This window comes from Cellulomonas sp. PS-H5 (assembly GCF_019265565.1).
Taxonomy (GTDB): domain Bacteria; phylum Actinomycetota; class Actinomycetes; order Actinomycetales; family Cellulomonadaceae; genus Cellulomonas.
In genome coordinates this window covers 74,170-100,056 of sequence record NZ_JAHVCI010000009.1, presented here as the reverse complement: position 1 = coordinate 100,056, position 25,887 = coordinate 74,170, and the positions used below count along the sequence as shown (strand labels likewise).

The 25,887-nt window shown below is 74.6% G+C and carries 23 protein-coding genes; 13 read left to right on the top strand and 10 right to left on the bottom strand.

Annotation, left to right across the window (positions count from 1 at the left end; all coding sequences use genetic code 11):
* Both J5O08_RS20835 and J5O08_RS06155 read right to left on the bottom strand, forming a co-directional pair.
* Positions 1 to 326, bottom strand: a 326-nt coding sequence (locus J5O08_RS20835) for a hypothetical protein (RefSeq protein ID WP_308281412.1), incomplete at its 3' end; no start/stop codon positions are given.
* Between the two features lie 230 nt (positions 327 to 556).
* Complete coding sequence (locus J5O08_RS06155; protein ID WP_218706005.1) at positions 557 to 1,849, bottom strand: multidrug effflux MFS transporter; 1,293 nt, start codon at positions 1,847 to 1,849, stop codon at positions 557 to 559.
* A 106-nt stretch (positions 1,850 to 1,955) separates the two neighbouring features.
* On the opposite strand from J5O08_RS06155, the gene J5O08_RS06150 reads away from it, so the two are divergent.
* Positions 1,956 to 2,456 (top strand): MarR family winged helix-turn-helix transcriptional regulator, encoded by a 501-nt coding sequence (locus J5O08_RS06150; protein ID WP_218706004.1) that lies wholly within the window; start codon positions 1,956 to 1,958, stop codon positions 2,454 to 2,456.
* Between the two features lie 141 nt (positions 2,457 to 2,597).
* On the opposite strand, the gene J5O08_RS06145 is transcribed toward J5O08_RS06150, so the two are convergent.
* From J5O08_RS06145 to J5O08_RS06130, 4 genes are all read right to left on the bottom strand, one after another.
* Positions 2,598 to 3,407: an ABC transporter permease gene (locus J5O08_RS06145; RefSeq protein ID WP_218706003.1), complete on the bottom strand. Its 810-nt coding sequence runs from the start codon at positions 3,405 to 3,407 to the stop codon at positions 2,598 to 2,600.
* Positions 3,404 to 4,396: an ABC transporter ATP-binding protein gene (locus J5O08_RS06140; protein WP_218706002.1), complete on the bottom strand. Its 993-nt coding sequence runs from the start codon at positions 4,394 to 4,396 to the stop codon at positions 3,404 to 3,406. Before J5O08_RS06140 ends, J5O08_RS06145 begins: the two co-directional genes overlap by 4 nt.
* Before the next feature lie 97 nt (positions 4,397 to 4,493).
* Complete coding sequence (locus J5O08_RS06135; protein WP_374225936.1) at positions 4,494 to 5,573, bottom strand: sensor histidine kinase; 1,080 nt, start codon at positions 5,571 to 5,573, stop codon at positions 4,494 to 4,496.
* 2 nt (positions 5,574 to 5,575) lie between these two features.
* A complete protein-coding gene (locus J5O08_RS06130; protein ID WP_147794017.1) occupies positions 5,576 to 6,376 on the bottom strand; it encodes a response regulator transcription factor in 801 nt (266 codons plus the stop codon).
* 186 nt (positions 6,377 to 6,562) lie between these two features.
* Between J5O08_RS06130 and J5O08_RS06125 the strand changes: the two genes are divergently transcribed.
* From J5O08_RS06125 to J5O08_RS21565, 3 genes are all read left to right on the top strand, one after another.
* Positions 6,563 to 7,891: a hemolysin family protein gene (locus J5O08_RS06125; RefSeq protein WP_210417355.1), complete on the top strand. Its 1,329-nt coding sequence runs from the start codon at positions 6,563 to 6,565 to the stop codon at positions 7,889 to 7,891.
* Positions 7,888 to 8,946, top strand: a complete 1,059-nt coding sequence (locus J5O08_RS06120; RefSeq protein WP_218706000.1) for a hemolysin family protein — start codon at positions 7,888 to 7,890, stop codon at positions 8,944 to 8,946. The genes J5O08_RS06125 and J5O08_RS06120 overlap by 4 nt, the downstream gene beginning before the upstream one ends.
* 261 nt (positions 8,947 to 9,207) lie before the next feature.
* Complete coding sequence (locus tag J5O08_RS21565) at positions 9,208 to 10,062, top strand: M15 family metallopeptidase (protein ID WP_217615588.1); 855 nt, start codon at positions 9,208 to 9,210, stop codon at positions 10,060 to 10,062.
* A gap of 66 nt (positions 10,063 to 10,128) precedes the next feature.
* Here the strand turns inward: J5O08_RS21565 and J5O08_RS06110 are convergent, their stop codons facing one another.
* From J5O08_RS06110 to J5O08_RS20825, 3 genes are all read right to left on the bottom strand, one after another.
* Positions 10,129 to 11,052, bottom strand: coding sequence for an aldose 1-epimerase family protein (locus tag J5O08_RS06110; protein WP_218705999.1), 924 nt, complete (start codon positions 11,050 to 11,052; stop codon positions 10,129 to 10,131).
* Positions 11,053 to 11,097: 45 nt separating this feature from the next.
* A complete protein-coding gene (locus J5O08_RS06105; RefSeq protein WP_218705998.1) occupies positions 11,098 to 11,394 on the bottom strand; it encodes a hypothetical protein in 297 nt (98 codons plus the stop codon).
* 113 nt (positions 11,395 to 11,507) lie between these two features.
* A complete protein-coding gene (locus J5O08_RS20825; RefSeq protein ID WP_255589371.1) occupies positions 11,508 to 13,655 on the bottom strand; it encodes a GDSL-type esterase/lipase family protein in 2,148 nt (715 codons plus the stop codon).
* Positions 13,656 to 13,855: 200 nt separating this feature from the next.
* Here J5O08_RS20825 and prfB point away from each other — a divergent pair, with 200 nt between their 5' ends.
* From prfB to smpB, 9 genes are all read left to right on the top strand, one after another.
* Positions 13,856 to 14,974, top strand: coding sequence for a peptide chain release factor 2 (gene prfB, locus J5O08_RS06095; RefSeq protein ID WP_218705997.1), 1,119 nt, complete (start codon positions 13,856 to 13,858; stop codon positions 14,972 to 14,974).
* Positions 14,975 to 15,201: 227 nt separating this feature from the next.
* On the top strand, positions 15,202 to 16,317 hold the full coding sequence (locus tag J5O08_RS06090; protein ID WP_218705996.1) for a sugar ABC transporter substrate-binding protein: 1,116 nt from the start codon (positions 15,202 to 15,204) through the stop codon (positions 16,315 to 16,317).
* 90 nt (positions 16,318 to 16,407) lie between these two features.
* Positions 16,408 to 17,262 carry an ATP-binding cassette domain-containing protein gene (locus J5O08_RS06085; protein ID WP_218705995.1) on the top strand — a complete coding sequence of 285 codons (855 nt, stop codon included), beginning with the start codon at positions 16,408 to 16,410 and terminating at the stop codon, positions 17,260 to 17,262.
* On the top strand, positions 17,259 to 18,536 hold the full coding sequence (locus J5O08_RS06080) for a sugar ABC transporter permease (protein ID WP_218705994.1): 1,278 nt from the start codon (positions 17,259 to 17,261) through the stop codon (positions 18,534 to 18,536). Before J5O08_RS06085 ends, J5O08_RS06080 begins: the two co-directional genes overlap by 4 nt.
* A gap of 27 nt (positions 18,537 to 18,563) precedes the next feature.
* The gene (locus J5O08_RS06075) at positions 18,564 to 19,835 is read left to right on the top strand and encodes an ROK family protein (RefSeq protein WP_218705993.1); all 1,272 of its coding nucleotides are present in this window, start codon (positions 18,564 to 18,566) and stop codon (positions 19,833 to 19,835) included.
* Between the two features lie 204 nt (positions 19,836 to 20,039).
* Complete coding sequence (gene ftsE, locus J5O08_RS06070; protein WP_147794012.1) at positions 20,040 to 20,729, top strand: cell division ATP-binding protein FtsE; 690 nt, start codon at positions 20,040 to 20,042, stop codon at positions 20,727 to 20,729.
* Positions 20,730 to 20,742: 13 nt separating this feature from the next.
* Complete coding sequence (gene ftsX / locus J5O08_RS06065; RefSeq protein ID WP_217615941.1) at positions 20,743 to 21,660, top strand: permease-like cell division protein FtsX; 918 nt, start codon at positions 20,743 to 20,745, stop codon at positions 21,658 to 21,660.
* A gap of 10 nt (positions 21,661 to 21,670) precedes the next feature.
* Positions 21,671 to 23,008 (top strand): M23 family metallopeptidase, encoded by a 1,338-nt coding sequence (locus J5O08_RS06060; RefSeq protein ID WP_218705992.1) that lies wholly within the window; start codon positions 21,671 to 21,673, stop codon positions 23,006 to 23,008.
* 106 nt (positions 23,009 to 23,114) lie between these two features.
* Positions 23,115 to 23,585, top strand: coding sequence for an SsrA-binding protein SmpB (gene smpB / locus J5O08_RS06055; protein ID WP_147794009.1), 471 nt, complete (start codon positions 23,115 to 23,117; stop codon positions 23,583 to 23,585).
* 81 nt (positions 23,586 to 23,666) lie between these two features.
* Here smpB and J5O08_RS06050 read toward each other — a convergent pair whose 3' ends face one another.
* Positions 23,667 to 25,802, bottom strand: coding sequence for a thioredoxin domain-containing protein (locus J5O08_RS06050; RefSeq protein ID WP_218705991.1), 2,136 nt, complete (start codon positions 25,800 to 25,802; stop codon positions 23,667 to 23,669).
* Between the last annotated feature and the right edge of the window lie 85 nt (positions 25,803 to 25,887).

Genomic DNA, 25,887 nt, shown 5'->3' with positions numbered 1-25,887 from the left:
TCGCCGGCGGGCGCGCCCGGCGCGGGGCGGTCGGCCGCCTCGCGGGGCGTGGGCGCGTCCCCCGACGCGCTCGGGGCCGCGGGGGCAGCGGGTGCCGGGGTGCTCGCGGTGCCGGCGGGCGCGGCGTCGACCACGCCGTTCCCCCCGGTGCTCCCCGCGCCGCCCCCGTCCGCGACCGCCCCCGACGTCGTCGTGGCGGGCGCCGAGGGCTTGTAGCCCTCGAAGAAGTCCCACCACGCCGGGTCGACCGCCGTCTTGTCCTGGAGGTACTGCTCGTACAGCTCGTCCACCAGCCACGTGTTCGCGCCGAAGTCGGCACGGTTCACGTCTGGCTCCGCATGCTGGGACACGCGAGGATCGCCCACTTCCTCCGCGGTCACGGACCGCGTCATCGCCGGATCAGTTCGTGGCCCACCCTACGTCCTGACCGGGCGTCATCTCCCCTCGGGGAGCGCGGCGCGCGGACGGTTCACACGGTTGTCACACAGCGGGTCCGGCGGGGGTGTCAGGCTCCCCATCTGCGGGTCTGCGCCGGGTCGAGGACGTGTCAACTCGGTCATGCCCCGGCCGGGACGGCCTCGCCGGCGCGCACCGGGGCGGTGGCGGCGAACCGGGCTGCGGCGACCGCGCCGAGCGCGAGCACCAGCATCGTCACCGCCATCGGGACGGCGGTCCGCTCACCCGCCAGGCCGACGAGCGGCGACACAGCGGCGCCCACGCCGAACTGCAGCGCGCCCATCACCGCGGACCCGGTGCCGGCGGCGTGCGCGACCTCGTCGGTGGCCAGCGTCGTGGCATTGCCGAACACCAGCCCGAGCGCGCTGACGGTGAGGAACAGCAGGACCAGGGTCGGCCACCGGGGCAGGTCGAGCACGACGACGTCGACGAGCAGCAGCGCGCTCAGCACCGCGACCGCCGCGACGCCGACGGCCAGCAGCCGCTGCGGTGCGAACCGGTCCACGAGCCGGGTGCCCAGCCCCGCGACGACGCCGAGTCCGAGCGCGTTCGCGGCGAACGCCACCGAGTACGCGCCCACCGACAGCCCCAGGACGTTCTGCAGCACGAACGGCGACGCGGAGATGTACGCGAACATCGCCGCGAACCCGAGCACCAGCGCGCCGGTCCAGCCGAGGTAGCGGCGGTTGCCGAGCACGGAACGGGCGTCGCGGAGCGTGGCGGCGAGCCCCCCGTCGGTGCGGGCCTCGCGCGGCCGGGTCTCCGGCACCAGGGCCAGGACGCCGACCAGCATGAGCGCGCTGAGCCCGGCGAGGATGCCGAACACCCCGCGCCAGCCGACGGCAGTCACCAGCGTGCCGCCGAGCAGCGGGGCCGCGACGGGCGCGACGCCCTGGATGAGCATCATGATGCCGAACAGCTTCGCGGCGGCGGTGCCCCGGGCGCGGTCGGCGACCACGGCGCGGCTCAGCACGACCCCCGCCGCGCCGGCGAAGCCCTGGACGAACCGCGCCGCGACCAGGAACGCGATCGACGGCGCGAGGGCGCACGCCAGCCCGGCTGCGGCGCACAGCGCGCTGCCGGCGATGAGCAGCCCGCGTCGGCCGCGCTGGTCGGACAGCGGGCCGATCACCAGCTGCCCGAGCGCCAGCCCGACCATGAACGTGGTCAGGGACAGCTGCACGGCGGTCGCGGTGGTGCCGAGGTCGACGGCCAGCTGCGGGAAGGCGGGCAGGTACATGTCGGTCGCCAGCGGGGCGATCGCGGTGAGCAGCGCGAGCACGACGGTGGTGGCGAGCGGGAGCGCGTGGCGCGGCGGGGTCGCGTCGGCGGTGGGTGCGGGGTGGGCGGTCGGGGTGGCGGCAGGCACGGCGGTGCCCGGGGCAGCGGTCATGGGGTGTGCTCCAGCACGGGGGAGGGCGGCGTGGGGCCGCGGACCGGGGCATCATATCTATGAAGTCATATATGTCTGTCCACATGCGCGCTGCTAGCCTCCGGGCGTGACCCGACCCCGCCCCGCCGACGACGCCGGGACCGACACCGGGACCGACCCCGCGGCCGACGACCTCCGGGTCCTCGCCGTCGCGCTGCACGACCTGTCCCGCGCGGTGCGCCGGGCCGAGGGCGCGCACGAGGGTGGTCTGCCCGCGCTGCCGCCGACCGAGTTCGAGGTGATGCGGTACGTCGACGCGCGCCCCGGGACCAGCGTCGGCGGGGTGGCGGCGGGGCTGCGCCTGCGGCAGAGCAACGTCAGCGCGGCCGTCCGCGGGCTCGTGGCGCGGGGCCTGGTCGAGCGGTCGGCCGATGCCGACGACCGGCGGGTGACCCGGCTGCACCCGACGCCGCACGCCCGCGAGCGGCGGCAGCCGGTCGAGGCGGGCTGGGCGCGCACGCTCGGCGCGGCGCTCGCGGACCTGCCGGCTGCGGACGCGGAGGCGGTGCGCCGGGCCGCCGCCCCGCTCGCCCGCCTGGCCGCGCGCACGGCCGAGCGGCGCGCCTGACGCCCCGCGCTCGCCCGCTGCCCTGCTCCCCGCTCGCCCCGGACGCCGAGCATGCAGAAGGCGTGGGGTTCGACCGCGTCGAACCCCACGCCTGCTGCGATCTCGGCGAGCCGCGACCCCGCGAAGGGGCGTGACCCCCGGTCAGGTGATGTCGCGCTTCAGCGTCGTGAACCGGCCCAGGACCGCGAGCAGCACCGCGTACCCGACGAGCACCGCCGCCCCCGCGGCCGGCCCGAGCAGCGAGCCCGCGCCGGTGGCCGAGTAGAACGACCCGCCGCTGATCGCCTCGCCGGCCGCGCCGGGCAGGAACTTGCCGATCGGCGCGGTCGCGTCGTTCAGGCCGAGCACCAGCCGGGCGATCGGCTCGACGAACTGCGTGAACGCCAGCACGACGACGATCGCGACCACCTGGTTCGGCATCGCGAAGCCGAGGCCCACGCCCACGACGCACCACACGGTGAGGGCCAGCGCGGTCCGGGCGATGATGCCCCAGACGTCGCCCTCGCCGAGCAGGTTCGGCGCGTCGGTGAACGCGAACGCCAGCGCGCCCGCGCCGACGGTGGCGAGGGTGCCGAGCACGCCGTAGAGCACGCCCATCGGGATGCTCGCCGCGAGCTTCGCCACCACGAACCGGTTGCGGTCCGGCTGCGCGAGCAGCGTCGGGGTGAGCGTCCGGTGCCGGAACTCCGCGGTCACGGACAGCAGGCCGACCAGCAGCGGCAGCGCGTAGCCGAGCGAGGCGGGCAGCGTGTACACCGCGGTGACGATCGTCTGCGCGTCGGCGACCACCGGCGCGCCGTCGGCGCCGGAGACCTCGGCGCCGTCGAACGTGAACGCGAACGCCATCGCGGCGCCCAGGAACGCCATGTAGCCGATCATCACGATCAGCAGGACCCACCACGTGCGGGTGGTGACGATCTTCCGGTACTCGGAGACCAGGGAGTCCTTCATCGGGCACCTCCGGCGGGGGCGTCGGTCGGGGCGGAGGCGGGGGCGGGCCCGTCGGCGGGCGCCGCGTGCGCGCCGCCCGCGGGGGCGGGGGCGGGGGCGGTGAGCCGGAGGAAGACGTCCTCGAGCCCGACGCCGTGGGCGGCGAGCTCGTGCAGCTCCAGCCCGGCGGCGAACGCCGCGTGCCCCACGGTGGCGACGTCGGTGCCGACGAGCTCGGCGACGCCGGGCGCCCCGGCGACCCGCTGCCAGCCCGCCCGGGCGACCAGCGCGTCGAGCGCCGCACCGTCGGGGGAGGCGACCCGGACGCGCGGCTCGGCCAGCCCGCTCAGCTCCGCGAGCGTCGAGGCGTGCACGAGCCGGCCGCCCGCGATGATGACCACGTCGTCGACGGTCTGCTGGACCTCGGAGAGCACGTGCGAGGACACCAGCACCGTGCGCCCCTGGGCGGCCAGCGCCCGCAGCAGGTCGCGCAGCCAGCGGATGCCCTCGGGGTCTAGCCCGTTGGCCGGCTCGTCCAGCAGCAGCACCGGCGGGTCGCCGAGCAGCGTGGTCGCCAGCGCGAGCCGCTGCCGCATGCCGAGCGAGAACCCGCCGACCCGCCGCTTCGCGGCGCCGTGGAGACCGACCAGGTCGAGCACCTCGTGCGCCCGGCGGTCCGGCACGCCGGCCTGCGGCGCGTACACCCGCAGGTGGTCCAGCGCCGTGCGGCCGGGGTGGAAGTCCGCGGCCTCGAGGGCGGCGCCGACGGTGCGCATCGGGCGGTCCAGCGCGGTGTACCGGCGCCCGCCGATGGTGGCGGTGCCGGCGGTGGGCTGCACGAGCCCGAGCAGCATCCGGAGCGTGGTGGTCTTGCCGGCGCCGTTGGGCCCGAGGAACCCGGTGACCCGCCCGGGGCGGACCGTGAAGCTCAGGTCGTCCACGGCCCGGACCTGGCCGAACGTCTTCGTGAGGTGGGAGACCTCGATGGCGTGCGTCGCGTCGGGTGGCATGTCTCGACCCTAGGGACCCACCCGCACGCGGCGGATCAGCCGCGAGGCGGAACCCGGGGGCGGGTGCGCCTCCGCCGCCCGGGGGAGCCCGGGCGGCTCAGAACGCCGCGGTCGCCGGCCGGGAGGTCCGCCGCGACGGCAGCATGACCCGCATCGTGCAGCCCGTGTCGCTGTCCGCGACCTCGACCGTCCCGCCGTGCAGCGTCACCGCCCAGCGGACGATCGACAGGCCCAGGCCGGTCCCGCCGGTGGAGATCTGCCCCGTGATGGCGGGGGAGTTGCCGCGGGCGAACCGCTCGAACACCCGCTCGCGCTGGTCGGCCGCGATGCCGGGGCCCTGGTCGACCACGTCGAGCCGGACCCAGCCGCCGGCCCGGTGCGCCTCCAGCCGAACCGGTGCGCCGCGCGGGGAGTGCCGGACGGCGTTCTGGACGAGGTTGGCGACCACCTGGTGCAGCCGCTCGCGGTCCGCCGGGAGGGTGAGGTCGGGCGGGTCGACGACCACGGGGAACGTCAGGCCCTTCGACGCGCCGACCAGCCGGCCCTCCTGGGCGGCCTCCTCCAGGAACTGCTGCACCGGCACGTCGGTGACCTGGAGGTCGACGGCGCCGGCCTCCAGCCGGGACAGGTCGAGCAGGGTCGCGACCAGCCGGCTGAGGCGCTGGGTCTGCGCGAGCGCGGCCTTCATCGTCTCGGGGTCCGGGTCCTCGACGCCGTCGACGATGTTCTCCAGCTGCGCCTGCAGGGCGGTCACCGGCGTGCGGAGCTCGTGCGACACGTTGGCGACCATCTCCCGGCGCAGCAGGTCGGCCTGCTCGAGGTCGTCGGCCATCCGGTTGAACGCCGTCGCGAGCTCGCCGACCTCGTCCCGGCTGGTCGCCCGGACCCGCCGGCTGTAGTCGCCGGCGGCCATCGCCCGGGCCGCGGAGGTCATCTCGCGCAGCGGGGACGTCATGCCGCGTGCGAGCACCTGGGTCATCACCAGGGCCAGGACGATGACGATCGGGAACGTCCGCGTCGGGCCGAGCGCGTTGTTCAGCCCGATCCAGGTCAGGAGCGCCGCCACGAACACCGCGGCCGCGACCAGGACGCCGAGCTTGATCTTGATGGACCGCAGCCGGTCGAGCGGGCGCACGTCCGGCAGGCGCGGCCGCTGGTGCCGGGGAGGGGTCGGCACCGTCACGCCGGGCCGCCTCCCGGGGTGGCCGTGCCCGCCGCTCCGGCCGGCTCCAGGGCGTAGCCGACGCCGTGCACGGTGCGGATCAGGTCGGCGCCCAGCTTCCTGCGCAGGGCCTTCACATGCGAGTCGACCGTGCGGGTCCCGGAGGCGTCCACCCAGTCCCAGACCTCGGCCAGCAGGCGCTCGCGGGTGAGCACGGTCCGCGGGCTGGCGGCGAGGGCGAGCAGCAGGTCGAACTCCGTCGGCGTGAGGTGCACCTCCTCGCCCGCGCGGTGCACGCGGCGCTGCGCGCGGTCGATGACCACGTCGCCCACGGCGACCGGCGGCTCGGCGGACTCGGTGCCTGCCGCGGCGAGCTCGGCGGCGAGGGCGGCGCGCTGCTGGCGGCGCAGCAGGGCCTTGACCCGCGCGACGAGCTCGCGCATCGAGAACGGCTTCGTCATGTAGTCGTCGGCCCCGACGCCGAGGCCGATGAGCATGTCGGTCTCGTCGTCGCGCGCCGTCAGCATGAGGACGGGCACCGGGCGGTCCGCCTGGATCCGGCGGCACACCTCGAGGCCGTCGATGCCGGGCAGCATCACGTCGAGCACGACGACGTCGGGCGCGAGGCGCGCGGCGGCGTCGACCGCCTGCAGGCCGTCGCCGACCGTCTCGACCTGCCAGCCCTCGGCGGCGAGCCGGCGCGCGACGGCGGTGGCGATGGCCGGCTCGTCCTCGACCACGAGGACCGAGGTGGATGCGGCGCCCGGGGCGCCCGCGGGGGTTCCGGCACCGGCGCCGGGGCGGGATGCGAAGGTCATCTCGCCAGCGTAGAGCGCGCGTGTGGAGGTTTCGTATGATTGCGCCACCATGAGCAGCTCAAGTCGCTGCCGGCGTCCCTCCCGGGCCGACGTGCCCGGGGGAGACCATGCCGGCCCTTCCTGCCTCCTGACCCACCCCGCGCGCGTCCCGGCACCGCCCGGCGCGCGCGCCGCGGGTGGTGACCCGTGCTGACCGACTGGTTGCTCGTCGCGCTCGGCGTCGTGCTCACCGCCGGCACCGCGGTGTTCGTCGCGAGCGAGTTCTCCCTGGTGACGCTCGACCCCGGCGTCGTCGAGGGCCAGACCCGGCCGGACGACCGCCGCGGGCAGAGCGTGCTCAAGGCGCTGCGCCGGCTGTCGACGGAGCTCTCCGGCGCCCAGGTCGGCATCACCGTCACCACGGTGCTGCTCGGCTACACCACGCAGCCCGCCGTGAACGCGCTGCTGGCCGAGCCGCTGCGCGGGTCGTTCCTCGGCCCGGCGATCGGCGGCGCGGTCGCGCTCGTCGTCACGCTGGTGCTGGTGAACGGGTTCTCGATGCTGTTCGGCGAGCTGGTGCCGAAGAACTTCGCGATCAGCCGCCCGCTGGGCACCGCGCGCTGGGTCGCGCCGCTGCAGGCCGGCTTCACCTCCGCGCTGCGTCCGCTGATCACCCTGTTCAACTCCAGCGCCAACGCGCTGCTGCGGCGCATGGGCGTCGAGCCGCGCGAGGAGCTGTCCGGCGGCCGGTCGCCGCAGGAGCTCGCGGCCCTGGTGAAGCGGTCGGCTCAGCAGGGCACGCTCGACGAGTCGACGGCGACCCTGCTGACCAACTCGATCGAGTTCACCGACCTCACCGCCGTCGACGTGATGACCGACCGGCAGCGCGTCGTCACGCTCCGCCGCGCGGACACCGCCGCCGACGTCGTCCGGCTGTCCCGCGAGACCGGGCACTCCCGGTTCCCGGTGATCGGCGACGACTCGGACGACGTCGTCGGCCTGGTGCACCTGCGCCGGGCCATCGGCGTGCCGTACGAGCGCCGCGACGAGGTGCCCGCCGCCGCGCTGATGATCGACGCGCCGCGGGTCCCCGAGACGGTGCACCTCGGCCCGCTGCTGGTCGAGCTCCGCGAGCACGGGATGCAGATGGCCGTCGTCGTCGACGAGTACGGCGGCACGTCCGGCGTCGTGACCCTGGAGGACGTCGTCGAGGAGCTGGTGGGCGACGTCGCGGACGAGCACGACCGCCGGCGCACCGCCGCCTCGCGGCGCGCGGACGGCGCCTGGGTGGTGTCGGGCCTGCTGCGCCCGGACGAGCTCACCGAGACCACCGGCCTCGTCGTCCCGGAGGACGGCCCGTACGAGACGCTGGGCGGCCTGGTGATGGCCGCGCTCGGGCGGGTGCCCGAGGCAGGGGACGAGGTGCGTGCGGGCGACGTGCTGCTGCGCGTCGAGACCATGGCCCGCCGCCGCGTCGAGCGGGTGGTGGTGCAGCCCGCGCGGGCCGCCGCCGATGCTGAGGGGGCGGCCCGATGAGCCCCGGGGTGGCCCTGGCGCTCGCGGTCGCGCTGCTCGCGGGCAACGCGTTCTTCGTCGCGGCCGAGTTCGCGATCATCTCCGCGCGCCGCTCGGCGATCGAGCCGCTGGCCGCGGCGGGTGACCGCCGCGCGACGACCGTGCTGTGGGCCATGGAGCACGTCTCGCTCATGCTCGCCTGCGCCCAGCTCGGCGTGACCGTCTGCTCCACCAGCCTCGGCCTGGTCGCGGAGCCGGCGATCGCGCACCTCATCGAGGACCCGCTGCACGCGGTCGGCGTCAGCACGAGCCTGGCGCACCCGATCGCGTTCGTCGTCGCGCTGCTCGTGGTCGTCTACCTGCACGTCGTCCTCGGCGAGATGGTCCCGAAGAACCTGGCGGTGTCCGGCCCGGACCGCGCGGTGCTCGTGTTCGGCCCGCCGCTGGTCTGGCTCGGGCGGGTCGTGCGCCCGGTCATCGCGGCGCTCAACTGGATCGCGAACCACGTGCTCCGGCTGTTCCGGGTGGACCCGCGCGACGAGGTCGCCTCGGCGTTCACGGCGCAGGAGGTGCAGTCGATCGTCGAGCAGTCCCAGGCGGAGGGGCTGCTGGACGACGAGCAGGGCCTGCTGTCCGGCGCGCTGCAGTTCTCGGACCGCACGGCGGCCGAGGTGATGGTCCCGCTCGCGGACCTCGTCACCGTCCCCGTGGACGCGACGCCGGACGAGGTCGAGCGTCTGGTCGCCCGGACGGGCTACAGCCGGTTCCCGGTGCTCGGCCGCGGCGAGGTGCCCACGGGCTACCTGCACGTGAAGGACGTGCTCTACGCGGACGACGGCTCCCGCCGGCTGCCGGTGCCGACCTGGCGGGTGCGCGCGCTCGCCGTCGTGGCACCGGGCGACGAGGTCGAGGAGGCGCTCGCCGCCATGCAGCGCTCCGGCGTGCACCTCGCGCGCGTCGAGGACGACGGCGGGGCGGTCGGCGTCGTGTTCCTGGAGGACATCCTCGAGGAGCTCGTCGGCGAGGTCCGGGACGCGATGCAGCGGGGCGCGTTCCGACACCGCGCGGGGGCGTGAGCGCCCCGGACTGGGCCGAATGTGGGACCTTGGTCACACGACAGGGTGAGCCCGGTGGGTGAACGCACGCGACACGCCGATGATCCGTCAGCTACCCCCCGGTCGGGGGGTTGGAACGGGCACCCCGGTGCCGTTATGGTTTCGTGATCGATCACCCGGATCCCCCCTCGACGGTGACGCCTCGGCGCCCCGCCCCTTCCCGGGTGTCGCCCCTCGTCCGTCGGCGGTTCCTGGCCGCCTGCCCGTGAGCTCGGAGGTCCCGTGGCGTCGCACCGCGTGCAGCCCGCCGACGCCGGCGCTCCCACCCGACGCCAGCTCCGCGAGGCGGGCCGCACGCGACCCGCCGCCGCGTCCGCCGACGCCGCCCCCGCGGCGGTCGTCGTCACCGAGCACCGGCGGCGCACCAGCCCGGCCGCCCGGTGGGGCACCCGCGCCGGCGTGCTCGTCACGCTGGCCGCCGTCACGGTCGCGATCCCGCTCTCCCAGGGCGCCGCGCGCAGCGAGGACGGCTTCACCGACGCCGAGGCCGACGCGACGCTGCCCAGCACCGTCGAGGCGCTCACCTCCTCCGCGACGTCGGTGCTCCCGCCCGCGTCCCTCGTGTCGGGCGACGCCACCGCGCTGCGCGCGCAGGTGGACGTCAGCCGCAGCCAGGAGCGCGAGATCCTGCCCGGGTGCGACGGCGAGGCCAACCCCGCCAGCGCGAACGGCCAGGTCCCGCAGTCCGACCTCTGCTACCTCTGGGACGGCAAGACCCAGCTGCGCGCGGACGCCGCCGAGGCGCTCGCCGAGCTCAACGCGATGTGGGTGACCCGGTGGGGCACCGACCTGTGCCTGTCCAGCGGCTACCGCACGCTCGCCGAGCAGCGGGCGGTCAAGGCCGCCAAGGGCTCGCTCGCCGCGCCCGCCGGCCGCAGCAACCACGGCTGGGGCCTCGCGGTCGACCTGTGCACCTCGCAGACCACGGGCGCGCAGTGGGAGTGGCTGAATGACAACGCGCCGGTGTTCGGCTGGGAGAACCCCGACTGGGCGCGCCCCGGCGGCTCCGGCCCCTACGAGCGCTGGCACTGGGAGTACACCAAGGGCGTCATGGCCGACGGCGAGTACTACGGCTGACGCCGCACGCGCATGAGAACGGCCCCGCCTCCTCCGGGAGGCGGGGCCGTCGTCGTCCGGGACCGATCAGATCAGCGTCATGCCCCAGGTGACCTCGTGGGTGGCGCCCGGCTCGAGGCGCACCAGGCGCTCGCCGGTGCGGAACGCGTCCGCGATGCAGCTCATCGGCTCGGCGGCGACGCCGCGGCGGTCGATCTTCGGGATGCCGTTGCCGGTGCACACCTGCCAGGTGTCCATCGAGGTGTCCATCCACATCGCGGCGCCGTGGCCGTCGGGGGAGCCGAGCACGATCCAGGACAGGCCGTCGGCGTCCCGGGTCACGTCGACGAACGCGTCGTCCAGGGCCACGCCGGCGAGCGGCTGCGGGGTCCGGCGGTCCTCGGCGCCCGACAGGGGGCGCGTTCCGGTCGGCAGCAGCCGGTCGTCGACCGTCACCTGCGACGCGGCGTCGACCCGCAGCGTGCAGTCGTCCACGGCGGCGTCGCCGGGCGACAGCCACGGGTGGAACCCGATGCCGTAGGGCGCGGCGGTGGCCTCCAGGTTGGTCGCGGCGACGTGCACGCGCAGCCCGGCGTCGGACAGCGAGTAGGTGACGTCGACGCGCAGCGACCACGGGTAGCCCGGCGTCGGGACCAGCTCGTGGCGCAGCGTGACGGAGGTGTCGCCGTCGGGGCCGGACTCGGAGGCGACCTTCGCGTACCGGACCTGGGCCACCAGGCCGTGCAGGGCGGTCATCCGGTCGGGCTCGGTGACGGGGACCTGGTAGTCGGTGCCGTCCCAGGTGTACTGCCCGTCCCGCAGCCGGTTGGGCCACGGGGCGAGGACGGCGCCGGAGAAGGCGGGCGCGAGGTCGGACTCGTCGAACGGCAGCACGACGTCGCGGCCGCCGACGCTGTAGGCGCGGACGCTGGCTCCGACCTCGGCGATCACGGCGCGGTGGGCGCCGTGGGCGAGGGCGTGCTGCTGTCCGGAGGGTGCGGGCGTGTTCACGCTCACACCGTAGCGGCCGGGGGTCGGGGGCGGTCACGCTCTCACTCACAGGGGCAGCGAAGCCACCGCCTCCGCGACCGATCGGATCGAGCCGGGGACGCCCGGGGCGGGCAGCACGAAGCGACCGAGGGCGAACCAGGCCAGGCCGACGGGCAACGCCACCGCGAGCCGGTGCTCGAGGGACCACAGCCGGTAGCCGGCGAGGCAGCCGGGGCCGACCAGCAGCAGGGCGGAAGCGGCCCAGAACAGAGTGCCGAGAGTCGTGTTCGGAGGTGCACCCGCAATGCTGACGCCGTGCGCGCCACCGAGCGCCACCCAGCCCAGCACGGCGAAGAAGGGCACGCTGAGCCAGCCGACGGCCGTCAGTACCAGGAACAGGCCCCAGGTCTGCCACCACGACGGCGGGGGCTCGGGCCCCGCTGGAACGACTCCGCCCGGGATCGAGCCCGGTGGGCTCACCACAGCGGCACCGGTCCGGAGCCGCCCCCGCCGGGCAGCATCGGCCCGAGCGCGACGGTGATCTCGTCGTCGGGGTGCCCGAATCCCAGCGCCCCTGCGTCGTCCGTCACGACGAGCGTCACGTCGTAGGTGCCCGGCGCGAACGTGTGGGTGACCACCGGTCCGGACGCGGTGGTGCCGTCGCCGAACTCCCAGCGGTAGTCCACGATCCGCCCGTCGGGGTCCGTGGAGCCCGAGGCGTCGAACGTGTACGTCCCCGCACCGCCCGCGCTGCCGGGGAGCAGCGGTGCCCCGGGAGTCGCGACGACCTCAGCGGTCGGCGGCTGGTTCGGCGCGACGTGGTCGACGAAGGAGGACACGACCCCCGCGCCCTCTTCGGGCACGTCGGCACCGAACATCTCCACGGTCCACTCCCCGGGCTCGGGGTCGTGGATCGTCCAGTGCTCGAACGTCGGGCCCACCTCGTGCTCGGCGTCGCGCAGGGTGTCCCGGGAGTACCGGACGCCGGACGGGGAGATCAGGGACGTGACCACGTCGCGGCGCTCCGGCGTGATCACCACCTCGGAGAGCGCCGTGATCGTCCGTGAGCCCGCGTCGGGTGCGAGGTACGGCGGGAAGAACGCGTCGAGGTCGATCACCGAGCCGCGCACCGTGTAGCGGGTGGTGACCGTCTGCCGGGACCTGACCACGACCGTCGGGCGCATCGGGGAGCCGATCGTCGAGGCGACGCGGTTGGCCATGAGCACGTGGCCGAGCGCGTTCGGGTGGAACGACCCCGAACCGTTCTCGAGCGAGAACGGGTTCATCCCGGGTTCGGCGTCGCACAGGTGGTGCCCGGCCAGGGCGGTGGTCATGGAGGCGCGCTCGAACCCCGCGCGGGTCGCGATCGAGGCGATCGCCTCGTTCGCCTGCCGGACCTTCTCGTTGAGCCACACCTGGTCGGAGGATCGGACGTTCGCACAGCCGGGAAGCCCGCCGACGCCGCTCGGCGAGAAGAACTGCGGGTAGTCCACGACGACGACCCGTGCGTTCGGCGCCCGGCGCCGGATGTCGGAGTAGAGGGCGGACAGCTCGTGCGCGAGAGAGCCGCCGCTCAGCTCGGCGAGCTGGGCGTCGACTGCTGGCCCCTGGTTGCGTGCGCAGCTGCGCCACCAGTTGATCACCGGGTTGACCGCGCCGCCCGTGTTGATGAGGAGGCAGTCCCTCAACGCCCCGGCGAACCCCAGGTCGTTCCCCCCGATGCCCACCGTGACGAGCCGGGTGTCCGACCCGAGGGCGTCGAGCTGGGGACCCTGGTCGGCCTTCTGCGCGCGGTACATGTCACGCATCACGGCGCCCGAGCAGGCGCGGAAGTCCAGCGACAGCCGGGTGGTGCCCCGCTGGAGCAGGAGGTGCGGGTACGCGGCGTAGGAGCGCCGGCAGCTGTTGCCGTCCCAGTCGGTCCCGGGTTCGTAGTTCCCGGCGCCCTCGCCGGACTGGAACGAGTCACCCAGCGCGACGTAGGTGTCGACGTGCACGACGTCCGGAGCGGACGCGGAGAGGAAGGTCACGTCGTCGACGGCGAACCCGGCCGGCTCGGCGGCGACCGCCTCGACCCGGAACGAGGCCATGCGGGACTGCGTGATCGTCACCCGGACGATCCCGAGGGCGTCGAGCGGCACCGAGAGCAGCTCGGCACCGTCCGCGCCCCGGGCGATCACCCGCACGCTCTTCCGTGTGTCGATGTACCCGACCGACAGCGCGAGGTGGTTCACCGTGCGCGGCGAACCGTCCGCGCGGACGAACCGCCCCTCGATCGCCCCCTGGAACGTGGGCGTGCCGGACAGCACCGGGCTGGTGGGGTTCGAGCCGTCCTGGGCGATGAACGGTGCGTCGCCGCCGAAGGCGATGCCGCGCTGCTGGTACTGCGTCGTGATCGCCGTGCCGACCGGGAACTCCGAGAAGGTGATCGTCTCCATCTCGTCCGCGTTCGTCGTGAGGTCGGCACGCAGCTCCGCGCCCACCTCGACCGAGGAGGACTCGCCGCCCGGCCCGTCCGAGGTGGACGCGGGCGGGCCGGCGGCCGTCGCCGGTGGGCCGAGCGCCGTCAGCAGCAGGATCGTGGCGACCAGGGCGGCTGCCGGCCGCCAGCGGGGCATGGACATGCGCGCGCTCCCTCGTGCAGAGGAGGAACGAGCGGCTGGACACCGCGGGGGTGGTGTCTGGTCCTCGACCATCACCCTGGCGGAGGGGGGCCGTCGCGGGGCCGGGACCTACGTCCCCACTTCGGGCGCGCGAGCCCGCCGACCGACGTGGCGACGGCCGTGAGCACACCTCCGTGCGGCACCGGGTAGCCTGGACCGTCGTGGCAGCCACCGACTTCCCCGCCGAGATCCGCGACCTGCGCAGCACCCTGCAGTCCATCCAGGCGGTGTCCGACCCCACGGCCCTCCGGGCGAAGATCGCCGACCTCTCCGAGCAGGCGTCCGCCCCCGACCTGTGGGACGACCCCGAGTCCGCGCAGAAGGTGACGAGCGCGCTGAGCGCCGCGCAGTCCGAGCTGGACCGCGTCGACAAGCTGGGCGGCAGGATCGACGACCTCGAGACGCTGGTCGAGATGGCGACGGAGGACGGCGGCGACGCCGAGACCCTCGCCGAGGCGGAGGCGGAGCTCGTCGGCATCCGCAAGGACCTGGGCGAGCTCGAGGTCCGCACGCTGCTGAACGGCGAGTACGACCAGCGCGAGGCGGTCGTGACGATCCGCGCGGGCGCCGGCGGCGTGGACGCGGCCGACTTCGCCGAGATGCTCATGCGCATGTACCTGCGGTGGGCGGAGCGGCACGGCTACCCGACGACCGTGCTCGACACGTCGTACGCCGAGGAGGCCGGCCTGAAGTCGGCGACGTTCGAGGTGAAGGCGCCGTACGCGTTCGGGCACCTGTCGGTCGAGGCCGGCACGCACCGCCTGGTGCGCATCTCGCCGTTCGACAACCAGGGCCGCCGGCAGACGTCGTTCGCGGCGGTCGAGGTCATCCCGCTGATCGAGCAGAGCGACGACAACATCGAGATCCCCGAGTCGGAGATCAAGGTCGACGTGTTCCGCTCGTCCGGCCCGGGCGGGCAGTCGGTCAACACGACGGACTCCGCGGTCCGCATGACGCACATCCCGACCGGCATCGTCGTGTCGATGCAGAACGAGAAGTCGCAGATCCAGAACCGCGCGGCGGCGCTGCGCGTGCTCCAGTCCCGCCTGCTCCTGGTCCGCAAGGCCGAGGAGGACGCGAAGAAGAAGGAGCTCGCGGGCGACATCAAGGCGTCCTGGGGCGACCAGATGCGGTCGTACGTGCTGCACCCGTACCAGATGGTCAAGGACCTGCGCACCGAGCACGAGGTGGGCAACACCTCCGCGGTGTTCGACGGCGACATCGACGGGTTCATCGAGTCCGGGATCCGCTGGCGCCGGCAGGCGTCCGTCGAGGCCTGACGGGCCCCGCCCGACCGTCCGAGGGCGGCGCACCCCACCGGGTGCGCCGCCCTCGGCGCGTCCGCACCCCGGGACGCCCGCGTCACATCCTGGTCACAGGTCGGGTCCAGGTTGGGCGAAACCCCTTGTCGCCACGGACGAGCGGTTCTATGTTGTGGCTCGCAACATACTCTGCGCCACGGGCACAGGAGGTGTGCACCCGGGCGCGTCCGACGCGAGGGGGACCGATGCGACGAAGCATGTTCCTGGCGACGGCGGCCGTTGCGGCCACCGGACTGCTGCTGGCCGGTTGCGGCGGCAGCGACGACAGCGGCGGTGGCGGTGGTGGCGAGACCACCTCGGCGTCGGCCGCGAAGGTGGGCGTGATCCTGCCCGACACCAAGTCCTCCGCGCGCTGGGAGACCGCGGACCGCAAGTACCTGGAGCAGGCCTTCCAGGACGCGGGCGTGGACTACGACATCCAGAACGCGCAGGGCGACAAGACCCAGTTCCAGACGATCGCCGACCAGATGATCACCAGCGGCGTGAACGTGCTGATGATCGTCAACCTGGACTCCGGCTCCGGCAAGGCGGTGCTGCAGAAGGCGCAGGCCCAGGGCATCGCGACGATCGACTACGACCGGCTCACCCTCGGCGGCGGCGCCGACTTCTACGTGTCGTTCGACAACGTCGAGGTCGGCCGGCTCCAGGGGCAGGGGCTGGAGAAGTGCCTGACCGACGCCGGCACGACGACCGCGAACATCGCGTTCCTGAACGGCTCGCCGACGGACAACAACGCGACGCTGTTCAAGCAGGGCGCGGTCGAGGCGCTCCAGGCGAAGACCGACGGCGGCGACTACACGGTCGTCGCCGACCAGGACGTCCCCGACTGGGACAACCAGCAGGCCGGCACGATCTTCGAGCAGATGTACACCGAGACCGGCGGGAAGATCGACGGCGTGCTCGCCGCCAACGACGGCCTGGGCAACGCTGCGATCGCCATCCTGAAGAAGAACGGCGTGAACGGCACCGTGCCCGTCACCGGGCAGGACGCCACCGACCAGGGCCTGCAGAACATCCTGGCCGGCGACCAGTGCATGACGGTCTACAAGGCCGTGAAGAAGGAGGCGGACGCCGCCGCCGCGCTGGCCGTGGCGCTCGCGACCGGCGGGGACACGTCCAGCCTGGCCACCGGCACGGTCACGGACACCGAGACGGACGAGGAGGTCGACGCGGTGCTCCTGAAGCCCGAGGCGATCTACTTCGACAACGTCAAGGACGTCATCGCCGACGGCTACACGACCAAGGAGAACGTGTGCACCGAGGCGCTCGCCGACGCGTGCGCCTCCGCGGGCATCTCCTGACCCCCGCCCGGACGGCCGGCCCCGGTGCGGGGTCGGCCGTCCGGGCACCCCGCAGCCCCCGGGCAGCCCTGCGACGACGCGAGGTGGACGATGACCGACGTCCTGGCCGAGACCCCGGCCGATCCCGACCTGTCCCCGCCGCCGACCCTCGAGGTGCGCGGCGGCCACAAGAACTTCGGCGCCGTGCACGCCCTGCGCGGCGTCGACCTGGTGGCGCTGCCCGGCGAGGTCACCGCGCTCGTCGGCGACAACGGCGCCGGCAAGTCGACGCTCATCAAGTGCGTCGCCGGCATCTACCCGTTCGACGCCGGGGAGGTCCGGTTCCAGGGCCGCCCCGCGCACATCGCGGACCCCGCGGCGGCCAACGAGCTCGGCATCGAGGTCGTCTACCAGGACCTCGCGCTGTGCGACAACCTCGACATCGTCCACAACATGTTCCTGGGCCGGGAGCTGAGGAAGGGCATCCGGCTGGACGAGGACGCGATGGAGACCCGGGCCGCGGAGGTGCTGGCCTCGCTGTCGGTGCGGACGGTGCGGTCGATCCGGCAGCACGTCGCGAGCCTGTCCGGCGGGCAGCGGCAGACCGTCGCGATCGCGCGCGCGGTGCTGTGGAACTCGACGCTGGTCATCCTGGACGAGCCGACCGCGGCGCTCGGCGTCGCGCAGACCGAGCAGGTCCTGCAGCTCGTGCGGCGGCTCGCGGACGCGGGCCTCGCCGTCGTGCTGGTCAGCCACAACATGAACGACGTGTTCGCGGTCGCCGACGCGATCTGCGTCCTCTACCTCGGGCAGACGGCGGCGCAGGTGCGCACCGCGCAGACCAGCCGCGCCCAGGTCATCGAGCTCATCACGAGCGGGACGACGGGCGACCGCGACCCGGCGCCCCCGCCGCCGTCGACCGCCGCTGACGGCCGGCCCGGACCCGACGGGAGCGTGCAGCCGTGACCACCCCGACCCTGACCCCGCCCTCCACCCCGTCGTCGCCGCTGACCGGCGCGGTCGAGCAGCCGACGTTCGCCGAGGCCCTGAACGCCTACGTCCGGAAGGTCCGCGGCGGCGACATGGGGTCGCTGCCGGCGGTCCTCGCGCTCGCCGTGCTGGTCGCGGCGTTCACCGTCGCCAAGCCGCAGACGTTCCCGTCCGCGCTCAACCTGGCCAACCTGTTCCAGCAGGGCGCGGTCGTCATGACGATCGGCATGGGGCTGGTGTTCGTGCTGCTGCTCGGCGCGATCGACCTGTCCGCCGGCTTCGCGTCGGGCGTCTGCGGCGCCGTGCTGGCCACGACGCTGACCGACATGCACTGGCCCTGGTACGCCTCGCTCGCCGCGGCGCTCGGCACCGGCGTGGTGATCGGTGTGCTGATCGGCCTGCTGGTCGCGCGGGTCGGCATCCCGTCGTTCGTCGCGACGCTCGCGGCGTTCCTGGCGTTCCAGGGCATCGTGCTGCTGATCATCGGCTCGGGCGGCAACGTGCCGATCACGGACCCGGTGATCCTGGCGATCCAGAACAAGAACGTGCCGCCGCTGCTCGGCTGGGCGATCGCGGTCCTGGCCGTCGCCGGGTACGCGCTGCAGCAGCTCGGCACCTGGCGGCACCGCCGCGCCCGCGGGCTGGTCACGCCGCCGCTCGGCCTGGTGGCGACGAAGGTCGTCGTGGTGGCGGCCGTGGTGCTCGCGCTGGTGGCGGTCCTCAACCAGGAGCGCAGCCTGAACCCGGCGCGGACCTCGATCCAGGGCGTGCCCATCGTGGTGCCGATCCTCGCGGTGCTCGCCCTGGTGCTGGGCTTCCTGCTGACGCGGACCGCGTTCGGCCGGCACGTGTACGCGGTCGGCGGGAACGCCGAGGCCACCCGCCGGGCGGGCATCCCGGTCGCCGTGGTCCGCCAGCTCTGCTTCATCATCTGCTCGACCATGGCGGGGGTGGCGGGCGTGTTCGCGGCGTCCCGGGCCACGTCGGTCGACCCGAACGCGGGCGGCTCCAACGTGCTGCTGTACGCGGTGGGCGCGGCCGTCATCGGCGGGACGTCGCTGTTCGGCGGCAAGGGCCGGATCGTCGACGCCCTGATCGGCGGCGCGGTGATCGCCGTGATCGACAACGGCATGGGCCTGCTCGGGTACTCGGCGGGCGTCAAGTACGTTGTCACCGGCGGCGTGCTCGCGCTGGCCGCGGCCGTGGACGCCCTGTCCCGGCGCCGGGCGCGGGCCACCGGCCGCGTCTGAGGACGGCGACGACGAGGAGGGCGGCCCGTGCGGCTCGGTGCTGGCCCGCCGGTGCGGCGCGCGGACGCCTCGGGCCCGGACGAGGTGCGGCGCGCCAACCTGTCGGCGGTGCTCCGCCAGCTGCACGTGGGCGGTGCGGCGACCCGGTCGGACATCGTCGCGGCCACCGGGTTCAACCGCTCGACGGTCGGCGCGCTCACGTCCGAGCTGGCCCGGGTCGGGCTGGTGCGGGAGCGGCCCGGCGTCGTGCGCGGCAAGGGCCGCCCGTCGCTCGTGGTCGAGCCGGTGAGCACCAGCGCGCACGTGCTCGCGCTGGACGTCACGCAGTCCAGCGTCGGCGCGGCGGCGGTCGGGCTCGGCGGCTTCCTGCTCCAGGTGCGCCGGCGGCTGCACCGCACCGACCCGTCGGACGTCGCGGGCGTGGTGGCGCTGGTCGCGGGGCTCGCGGCCGAGATGCAGGCGCGCGCGACCCCGGGCTCGGTCTGCCTGGGGATCGTGGTGTCGATCCCGGGCAGCGTGCGGCAGCCCGACGGCCTGGTGCGGCGCGCGCCGTCGCTGCGCTGGCTCGACGTGCCGTTCGCCGACCTGCTCCGGGCCGCGACCGGCGGGGCGCTGCCGGTGACGGTCGGCAACGACGGCGACCTCGGCGTGGTGGCGGAGCACCTGCGCGGCGCGGGCCGCGGGTTCCGGGACGTGCTGTACGTCCGCGGCGAGGCGGGTGTCGGCGGCGGCGTGGTCGTGGACGGCGAGCTGCTCAAGGGCGTCGGCGGCTACGCGGGCGAGGTCGGGCACATCGTCGTGCGTCCGGGCGGCCGGCCGTGCGCGTGCGGCGCCCGCGGCTGCTGGGAGGCCGAGATCGGCGACGCGGCGATCATCCGGGCGGTCGGCCGGGACCCGCGGGAGTCCGACATCGAGGACGTGCTGGCGGACGTGGCGGTCGGCAACCGGCGCGCGGTGGCGGGCGTGCGGCGCACGGGGGAGTGGGTCGGCACCGGGCTCGCGACGCTGGTGAACCTGTTCAACCCCGCGGTCGTGGTGCTGGGCGGCACCCTCGGCGCGCTGTACCCGACGATGGAGCCCGCGCTGGAGGCGACCTACGCGCGGGCGCTCGGCCCGATCCGGGAGCAGGCGGCCCTGGTCCGGTCGGGGCTGGGCTCGGACGCGCAGCTGGTGGGCGCGGCGGAGGTCGCGTTCGCGGACGTGCTCGAGGACCCGGTCGGCACCGTCGAGACGCTGCGCGCCGGCGCGGCGCTGGTGCCGCACCCGCGCGGGGGCGAGCCGGCGGCTGACCCGGCCTGACGCGGGTCGTACGGGGTCCGCGGGGCGTGCGCGGCGGGGCGAACCGGACGATCTACGCGATCCGGGCGCGGCGGCCGTTCTCACAGGGAGCGACCGGCGTGTCACGGACGGGTCACGACGGGCCGCTGCCTACGCTCGACGCGGCCAGGTCCCGCACCACCCTCCGCACGCCCTCAGTCCCCGACCGGCTGGCCGCAGAACCCCGTGATCAGATTCGAGAACGTCACCAAGGTCTACGCGCGCGGCGCGCGACCCGCGCTGGACCACATCAGCCTCGAGGTCGAGCGCGGCGAGTTCGTGTTCCTCGTCGGCGCGTCCGGCTCCGGCAAGTCGACCTTCCTGCGGCTGGCGCTGCGCGAGGAGCGGCCCTCGGCGGGCAAGGTCTTCGTCGCGGGCAAGGACCTCACCACGCTGTCGTCGTGGAAGGTCCCGCACCTGCGCCGCCAGATCGGCGCGGTGTTCCAGGACTTCCGGCTGCTGCACAACAAGACGGTGTTCGAGAACGTGGCGTTCGCGCTCCAGGTGATCGGCAAGCCGCGGCACCACATCCTCACCACCGTGCCCGACGTGCTCGAGATGGTCGGCCTGGCCGGCAAGGAGAAGCGCCGCCCGCACGAGCTGTCCGGCGGCGAGCAGCAGCGCGTGGCGATCGCGCGCGCGTTCGTGAACCGGCCGTCGATCCTGCTGGCCGACGAGCCTACCGGCAACCTCGACCCGACGACCTCCCTGGGGATCATGCGCCTGCTCGACCGGATCAACCGCACGGGGACCACGGTCGTCATGGCGACGCACGACGACGAGATCGTCGACCAGATGCGCAAGCGCGTCGTGGAGCTGTCCGGCGGCGAGATGGTGCGCGACCAGTCGCGCGGCGTCTACGGCTCGGACCGCTGAGGGGAGGATCGACGTGCGACTGCAGTTCATCCTCTCGGAGATCGGCATCGGCCTGCGCCGGAACCTCTCCATGACCATCTCCGTCGTCCTGGTCACCTTCGTGTCGCTGACGTTCGTCGGGGCCGCCGCGCTGCTGCAGATGCAGATCGGCAAGATGCAGGACGACTTCTACGGCAAGGTCGAGGTCGCGGTGTACCTCTGCCCGGCCGGGACCTCCTCGGAGCCCACCTGCGCCGGCGGCGAGGTCACCGACGACCAGAAGCAGGCGATCCTCGACGCGCTCGACGCGCCGGACGTGTCCCCGTACATCGAGAGCGTCACGGCGGAGTCCAAGGAGCAGGCGTTCGAGACGTTCCAGCGCCAGTTCGAGGGCCAGTACTGGGCCCAGGTGATGACCGTCGACGACATGAACGAGTCGCTGCGGATCAAGCTCACCGACCCGGAGAAGTTCGAGGTCGTCGCCGACGTGCTGCAGGGCCGGCAGGGCGTCGAGACCGTGCAGGACCAGCGCGAGCTCTACAACACGCTCTTCCGGGTGCTGAACTCCGCGACCCTGCTGTCGCTCGGCCTCGCGGGGGTGATGCTGCTCGCCGCGGTGCTGCTCATCACGACGACGATCCGGCTGTCCGCCCTCAGTCGGCGGCGCGAGACCGGGATCATGCGGATGGTCGGCGCGTCCAACCTGTTCATCCAGCTGCCGTTCATGCTCGAGGGCGCGATCGCCGCGACCATCGGTGCGGCGCTGTCCGTCGCCGGGCTGTGGGCCGGCGTGCGGTACCTCGTGACGGACTGGCTGGGCGGCCAGGTCGCGTGGATCCCGTACGTCACCACCAACGAGGTGTGGCAGGTGGCGCCGTTCCTGGTGGCGGCCGCGATCCTGCTCGCCGCGATCTCGTCCCTGGTCACCCTGAGCCGCTACACGAAGGTCTGAGATGGCGAGCATGCGCACCCGCACCCCCCGCCGCGCGCGCGGCACCCGCGCCGTCGCCGCGTCGCTCGCCGGCGCGCTCGCGGTGCTGCTCGGGCTGACCGCGGCCGGGTCCGCCGTCGGCGACGACCTCGACGACCGGCAGGCCGCGCTGCAGCGCCAGCAGCAGCAGAACGAGCAGCAGCGGGCCGACGCCGAGGCGGCGCTCGAGGGGCTCAGCGCGCAGTACCAGCAGACCGCGCAGGACCTGCTCGCGGTCCAGCAGCAGCTCGCCCCGGCGCAGGCGGCGCTCACCGCGGCGCAGGAGGCGCTGGCCGGCTACGAGCGCGAGGCGGAGCTGATCGCCGCGCGGCTGCAGGACGCCGAGGACCAGGAGACGTCGATCAGCTCGACGATCGCCACGGACACCCAGCGCTCCGACGAGATCCGCAGCCAGATGCGGCAGATGGCGCGCCAGGCGTACCAGGGCGGCCCGAGCCTGTCCGGCCTCAGCATCATGGTCGGCGCGCAGACGGTCGAGGAGTTCACCGAGCAGTACGGCCTGGCGTCCGCCGCGCAGCGCACCCAGAACCAGGTGCTCGACGAGCTCGCCGACATCGAGGCCGCCAACAAGAACAGCCAGGCGCGGCTCACGGCCGTGCGCGAGCGGATCACCGAGCTCAAGGCCGAGGCGGACGCCAAGGTCGAGGAGGCGGAGCAGGCGCGCCAGGAGGCCGCCGACCGCCAGGCCGAGGTCGAGCGGCTGATCGCGGAGCAGACCGCCAAGGAGCAGGCGCTGGCCTCGCAGAAGGCGGCCGCCGAGGCCGAGGTCGCGTCCATCGACGCGGAGAAGAAGTCGATCGAGTCGGAGCTGACCAAGGTCGCGAACGAGCAGCGGGCCCGCGCGGCCGCGGCGGCCGCGGCGGCGGGGCAGCCCGCGCCCGCCGCCGGCCCCGTGTCCGGCGCGCTGTTCGGCAACCCGACGTCGATCAACCCGATCCACGTCACCAGCGAGTACGGCATGCGGCTGCACCCGATCCTCGGGTACTACCGGCTGCACGCGGGCATCGACCTGCGCACCTACTGCGGCACCCCCATCTACGCGGCCCGCGAGGGCACCGTGCAGTGGGCGCGCTGGCGCAACGGCTTCGGCAACCAGGTCATGGTCGACCACGGCCTGTACAACGGCAGCTCGCTGATGACGTCGTACAACCACATGACGAGCTTCGTGGTCGGCGGCGGCCAGCACGTGTCCCAGGGCCAGCTGCTCGGCTACTCGGGCAACACCGGGACGTCGGCGGCCTGCCACCTGCACTTCGAGGTGTACGTCAACGGCGCGACGCAGAACCCGCGGCCGCTGCTCGGCCTGTAGCGGAATCCGGGCGACGCGCGGGGCGGGGCCGGTTAGGCTGCTGCGTCGCCCCCCGGACCCGTCGGGGCTCCCGCACGACCCCGTGCACGACCCCAGGAGGAGAGTCATGGCCAAGCAGAGCGGTCGGTCGCTCGTCGCGTCCAACCGCAAGGCGCGCCACGACTACCTGATCGAGGACGTGTTCGAGGCCGGCGTCGTGCTGAGCGGCACCGAGGTCAAGGCGCTGCGCGCCGGCCGCGCGTCGCTGGTCGACGGCTGGTGCTCGGTCGACGGCGGCGAGGCCTGGCTCGAGGGCGTGCACATCCCCGAGTACTCGCAGGGGACGTGGACCAACCACGCCCCGCGGCGCAAGCGCAAGCTGCTGCTGCACCGCGAGGAGATCGACCGGCTCGAGGCGAAGACGCGCGAGAAGGGCCAGACGATCATCCCGCTGTCCCTGTACTTCCTCGACGGCCGCGCGAAGGTCGAGATCGCGCTGGCGCGAGGCAAGCGCGAGTACGACAAGCGCCAGGCCCTCCGCGAGCGCCAGGACAACCTCGAGGCGGTCCGCGCCATGCGGGAGAAGCGCGACCGCTGACGCCCCATCTCGCCGAGTCTTCGTCTCCGGACTCTGCGCGCGCGGGTGCGGGGATGCGAGAAACGGAGACTCGGCGAAGGGCTACGCGAGCGACGCGCGCAGGGCGCCCGGGTCGGTCGTCGGGCGGTCGCAGACGAACCCGCGGCACACGTACGCCGCCGCGCGGTCGCCCACCAGCGGACGGTCACGGAGCAGGCCCACCGCGGCGGGGTCGGCGGCCACCTCGTCGGGGTCGCCCTGCGCGAGCACCAGCCCCGGCGCGGGGGAGCGCAGCGCCGCGCGCACCAGCGCCACCCGGCCCGGGTCGTCCGCCCGGCCGAGCACCGCGACCTCCCGCGGCCCGTCCAGCACCGCCTCGGCGGTCGCCAGCGCCCAGGCCACCGCGCGCGGGTGCTGGTGCGCGATCGACAGCGGCCCGGCGAGCGCGAGCTCCGCGGCGCGCCGGTCGGTCGCCGAGCCGGTCAGCGCCGCGCGGGCGAGCAGCGCGCCCGCCGCGGCCGACTGCCCCGCGGCCGAGGGCCCGTCCGCGACGTCCGGCCGGGTGGACAGCCGGGCGACGACCGGGTCGGTCTGGTCGTCGGCGGTGTCCCGGAACCCGTGGCCCGGCGCGCGGAACCGCGCGAGCACCGTGTCCAGCAGGGCCGACGCGCGCGCGGCCCAGCGCGGGTCCCCGGTCACGCCGCCGAGCACCCCGAACCCCTCGGCCACCGCGGCGTAGTCGGTGAGCACCCCGGGCGCCGTCCCCACCGCGCCGTCCCGGGAGGTGCGCGCCAGCCGCAGCAGCCCGTCCCCGCCGTCGAGCGTGTGCACGGTGTCGAGCAGCTCCGCCGCGTCCGCCGCCGCCGCGACCCACTCGCGGCGCTCCAGGGCGGCGCCCGCCTCGGCGAGCGCGGCGACCGCCAGCCCGTTCCACGCCGCGACCACCTTGTCGTCCCGCGCGGGCTGCGGCCGGGCGGACCGGGCGCGCAGCAGCGCCCGGCGCACCCGCGCGAGCCGCACCTCGTCCTCCGGCGCCGGGTCCGCGCGCAGCTGCAGCACGGAGGTGCCCGCCTCGAACGTGCCGGCCTCCGTGACGCCGAACAGCTCCGCCGCCCACGCACCGTCCTCGGCGCCGAGCGCCTCGTCGAGCGTCGCCCGGGTCCACACGTAGGTCGCGCCCTCGACGCCGTCGGTGTCCGCGTCGAGCGACGAGGCGAACGCGCCCTCGGGCGTCCGCAGGTCGCGCAGCAGCCAGTCGGCGGTGCCCTCGACGACGTGCCGGGCCAGGTCCGATCCCGTGCTGCGCCACCAGTGCACGCCGATCCGGAGCAGCATCGCGTTGTCCTCGAGCATCTTCTCGAAGTGCGGCACCGTCCACGTCGCGTCCACCGCGTACCGGGCGAACCCGCCGCCGACCTGGTCGGCCATGCCGCCGCGGGCCATCGCCTCCAGGGTGCCGGTCGCCATCGCGAGCGCGCGCTCGTCGCCGGTGCGGGCGTGCCGGCGCAGCAGCCACTCCAGGGCGGTCGACGGCGGGAACTTGGGGGCTCCGCCGAACCCGCCGTGCTCGGCGTCGTACGACGCGGCGAGCGCCTCCACCGCGAGGTCGGAGACCCGGGCGACGGCGTCGAGGTCGAGGGCGGCGGTGCCGTCGTCGGCGGCGTCGCCCGCCCGCGCGCCGGTCGCCGCGCCGTCGTCGTCGGCCTCCGTGCCGCCCGCGGTGCCCGCGCCGGGCGCCGCCCCGCCGCCCAGGTGCGCCAGCAGTTCGGCGGCCCCGCCCCGGACCTCGTCCCGCCGCTCCCGCCACGCGCGGGACAGCGCCTCGAGCACCTGCCCGAACGCCGGCCGCCCCGCCACGGGGACCGGCGGGAAGTACGTGCCGCAGAAGAACGGGTCGCCCTCCGGCGTCGCGAACACCGTCATCGGCCAGCCGCCCTGCCCGGTCATCGCCTGGGTCGCCGCCATGTAGGCGGCGTCGAGGTCCGGACGCTCCTCGCGGTCGACCTTCACGTTGACGAACCGGCTGTTCATCACCGCGGCGACCGCCTCGTCCTCGAAGGACTCGTGCGCCATGACGTGGCACCAGTGGCACGCGGCGTAGCCGATCGACACGAGCAGCGGCACGTCCCGGCGGCGGGCCTCGGCGAACGCCTCCTCGCCCCACTCGTACCAGTCGACCGGGTTCCCGGCGTGCTGGCGCAGGTACGGGCTGGTGCTGCGGGCGAGGCGGTTCGGCATGCGTCCCACTCTCGCCCGGCGCCGCGGGGCCCGCACCCCGCGCGGGTGCCCCGGGTGGCCCGGCGGCGCGGAGTCCGCCAGAGTA

Excerpts from the sequence above, each read along its gene's own strand:
- J5O08_RS06155 (WP_218706005.1), bottom strand. The coding sequence starts at position 1,849 with ATGACCGCTGCCCCGGGCACCGCCGTGCCTGCCGCCACCCCGACCGCC.
- J5O08_RS06145 (WP_218706003.1), bottom strand. The coding sequence starts at position 3,407 with ATGAAGGACTCCCTGGTCTCCGAGTACCGGAAGATCGTCACCACCCGC.
- J5O08_RS06140 (WP_218706002.1), bottom strand. The coding sequence starts at position 4,396 with ATGCCACCCGACGCGACGCACGCCATCGAGGTCTCCCACCTCACGAAG.
- J5O08_RS06130 (WP_147794017.1), bottom strand. The coding sequence starts at position 6,376 with ATGACCTTCGCATCCCGCCCCGGCGCCGGTGCCGGAACCCCCGCGGGC.
- J5O08_RS06120 (WP_218706000.1), top strand. The coding sequence starts at position 7,888 with ATGAGCCCCGGGGTGGCCCTGGCGCTCGCGGTCGCGCTGCTCGCGGGC.
- J5O08_RS20825 (WP_255589371.1), bottom strand. The coding sequence starts at position 13,655 with ATGTCCATGCCCCGCTGGCGGCCGGCAGCCGCCCTGGTCGCCACGATC.
- J5O08_RS06090 (WP_218705996.1), top strand. The coding sequence starts at position 15,202 with ATGCGACGAAGCATGTTCCTGGCGACGGCGGCCGTTGCGGCCACCGGA.
- J5O08_RS06085 (WP_218705995.1), top strand. The coding sequence starts at position 16,408 with ATGACCGACGTCCTGGCCGAGACCCCGGCCGATCCCGACCTGTCCCCG.
- J5O08_RS06060 (WP_218705992.1), top strand. The coding sequence starts at position 21,671 with ATGCGCACCCGCACCCCCCGCCGCGCGCGCGGCACCCGCGCCGTCGCC.
- smpB (WP_147794009.1), top strand. The coding sequence starts at position 23,115 with ATGGCCAAGCAGAGCGGTCGGTCGCTCGTCGCGTCCAACCGCAAGGCG.
- J5O08_RS06050 (WP_218705991.1), bottom strand. The coding sequence starts at position 25,802 with ATGCCGAACCGCCTCGCCCGCAGCACCAGCCCGTACCTGCGCCAGCAC.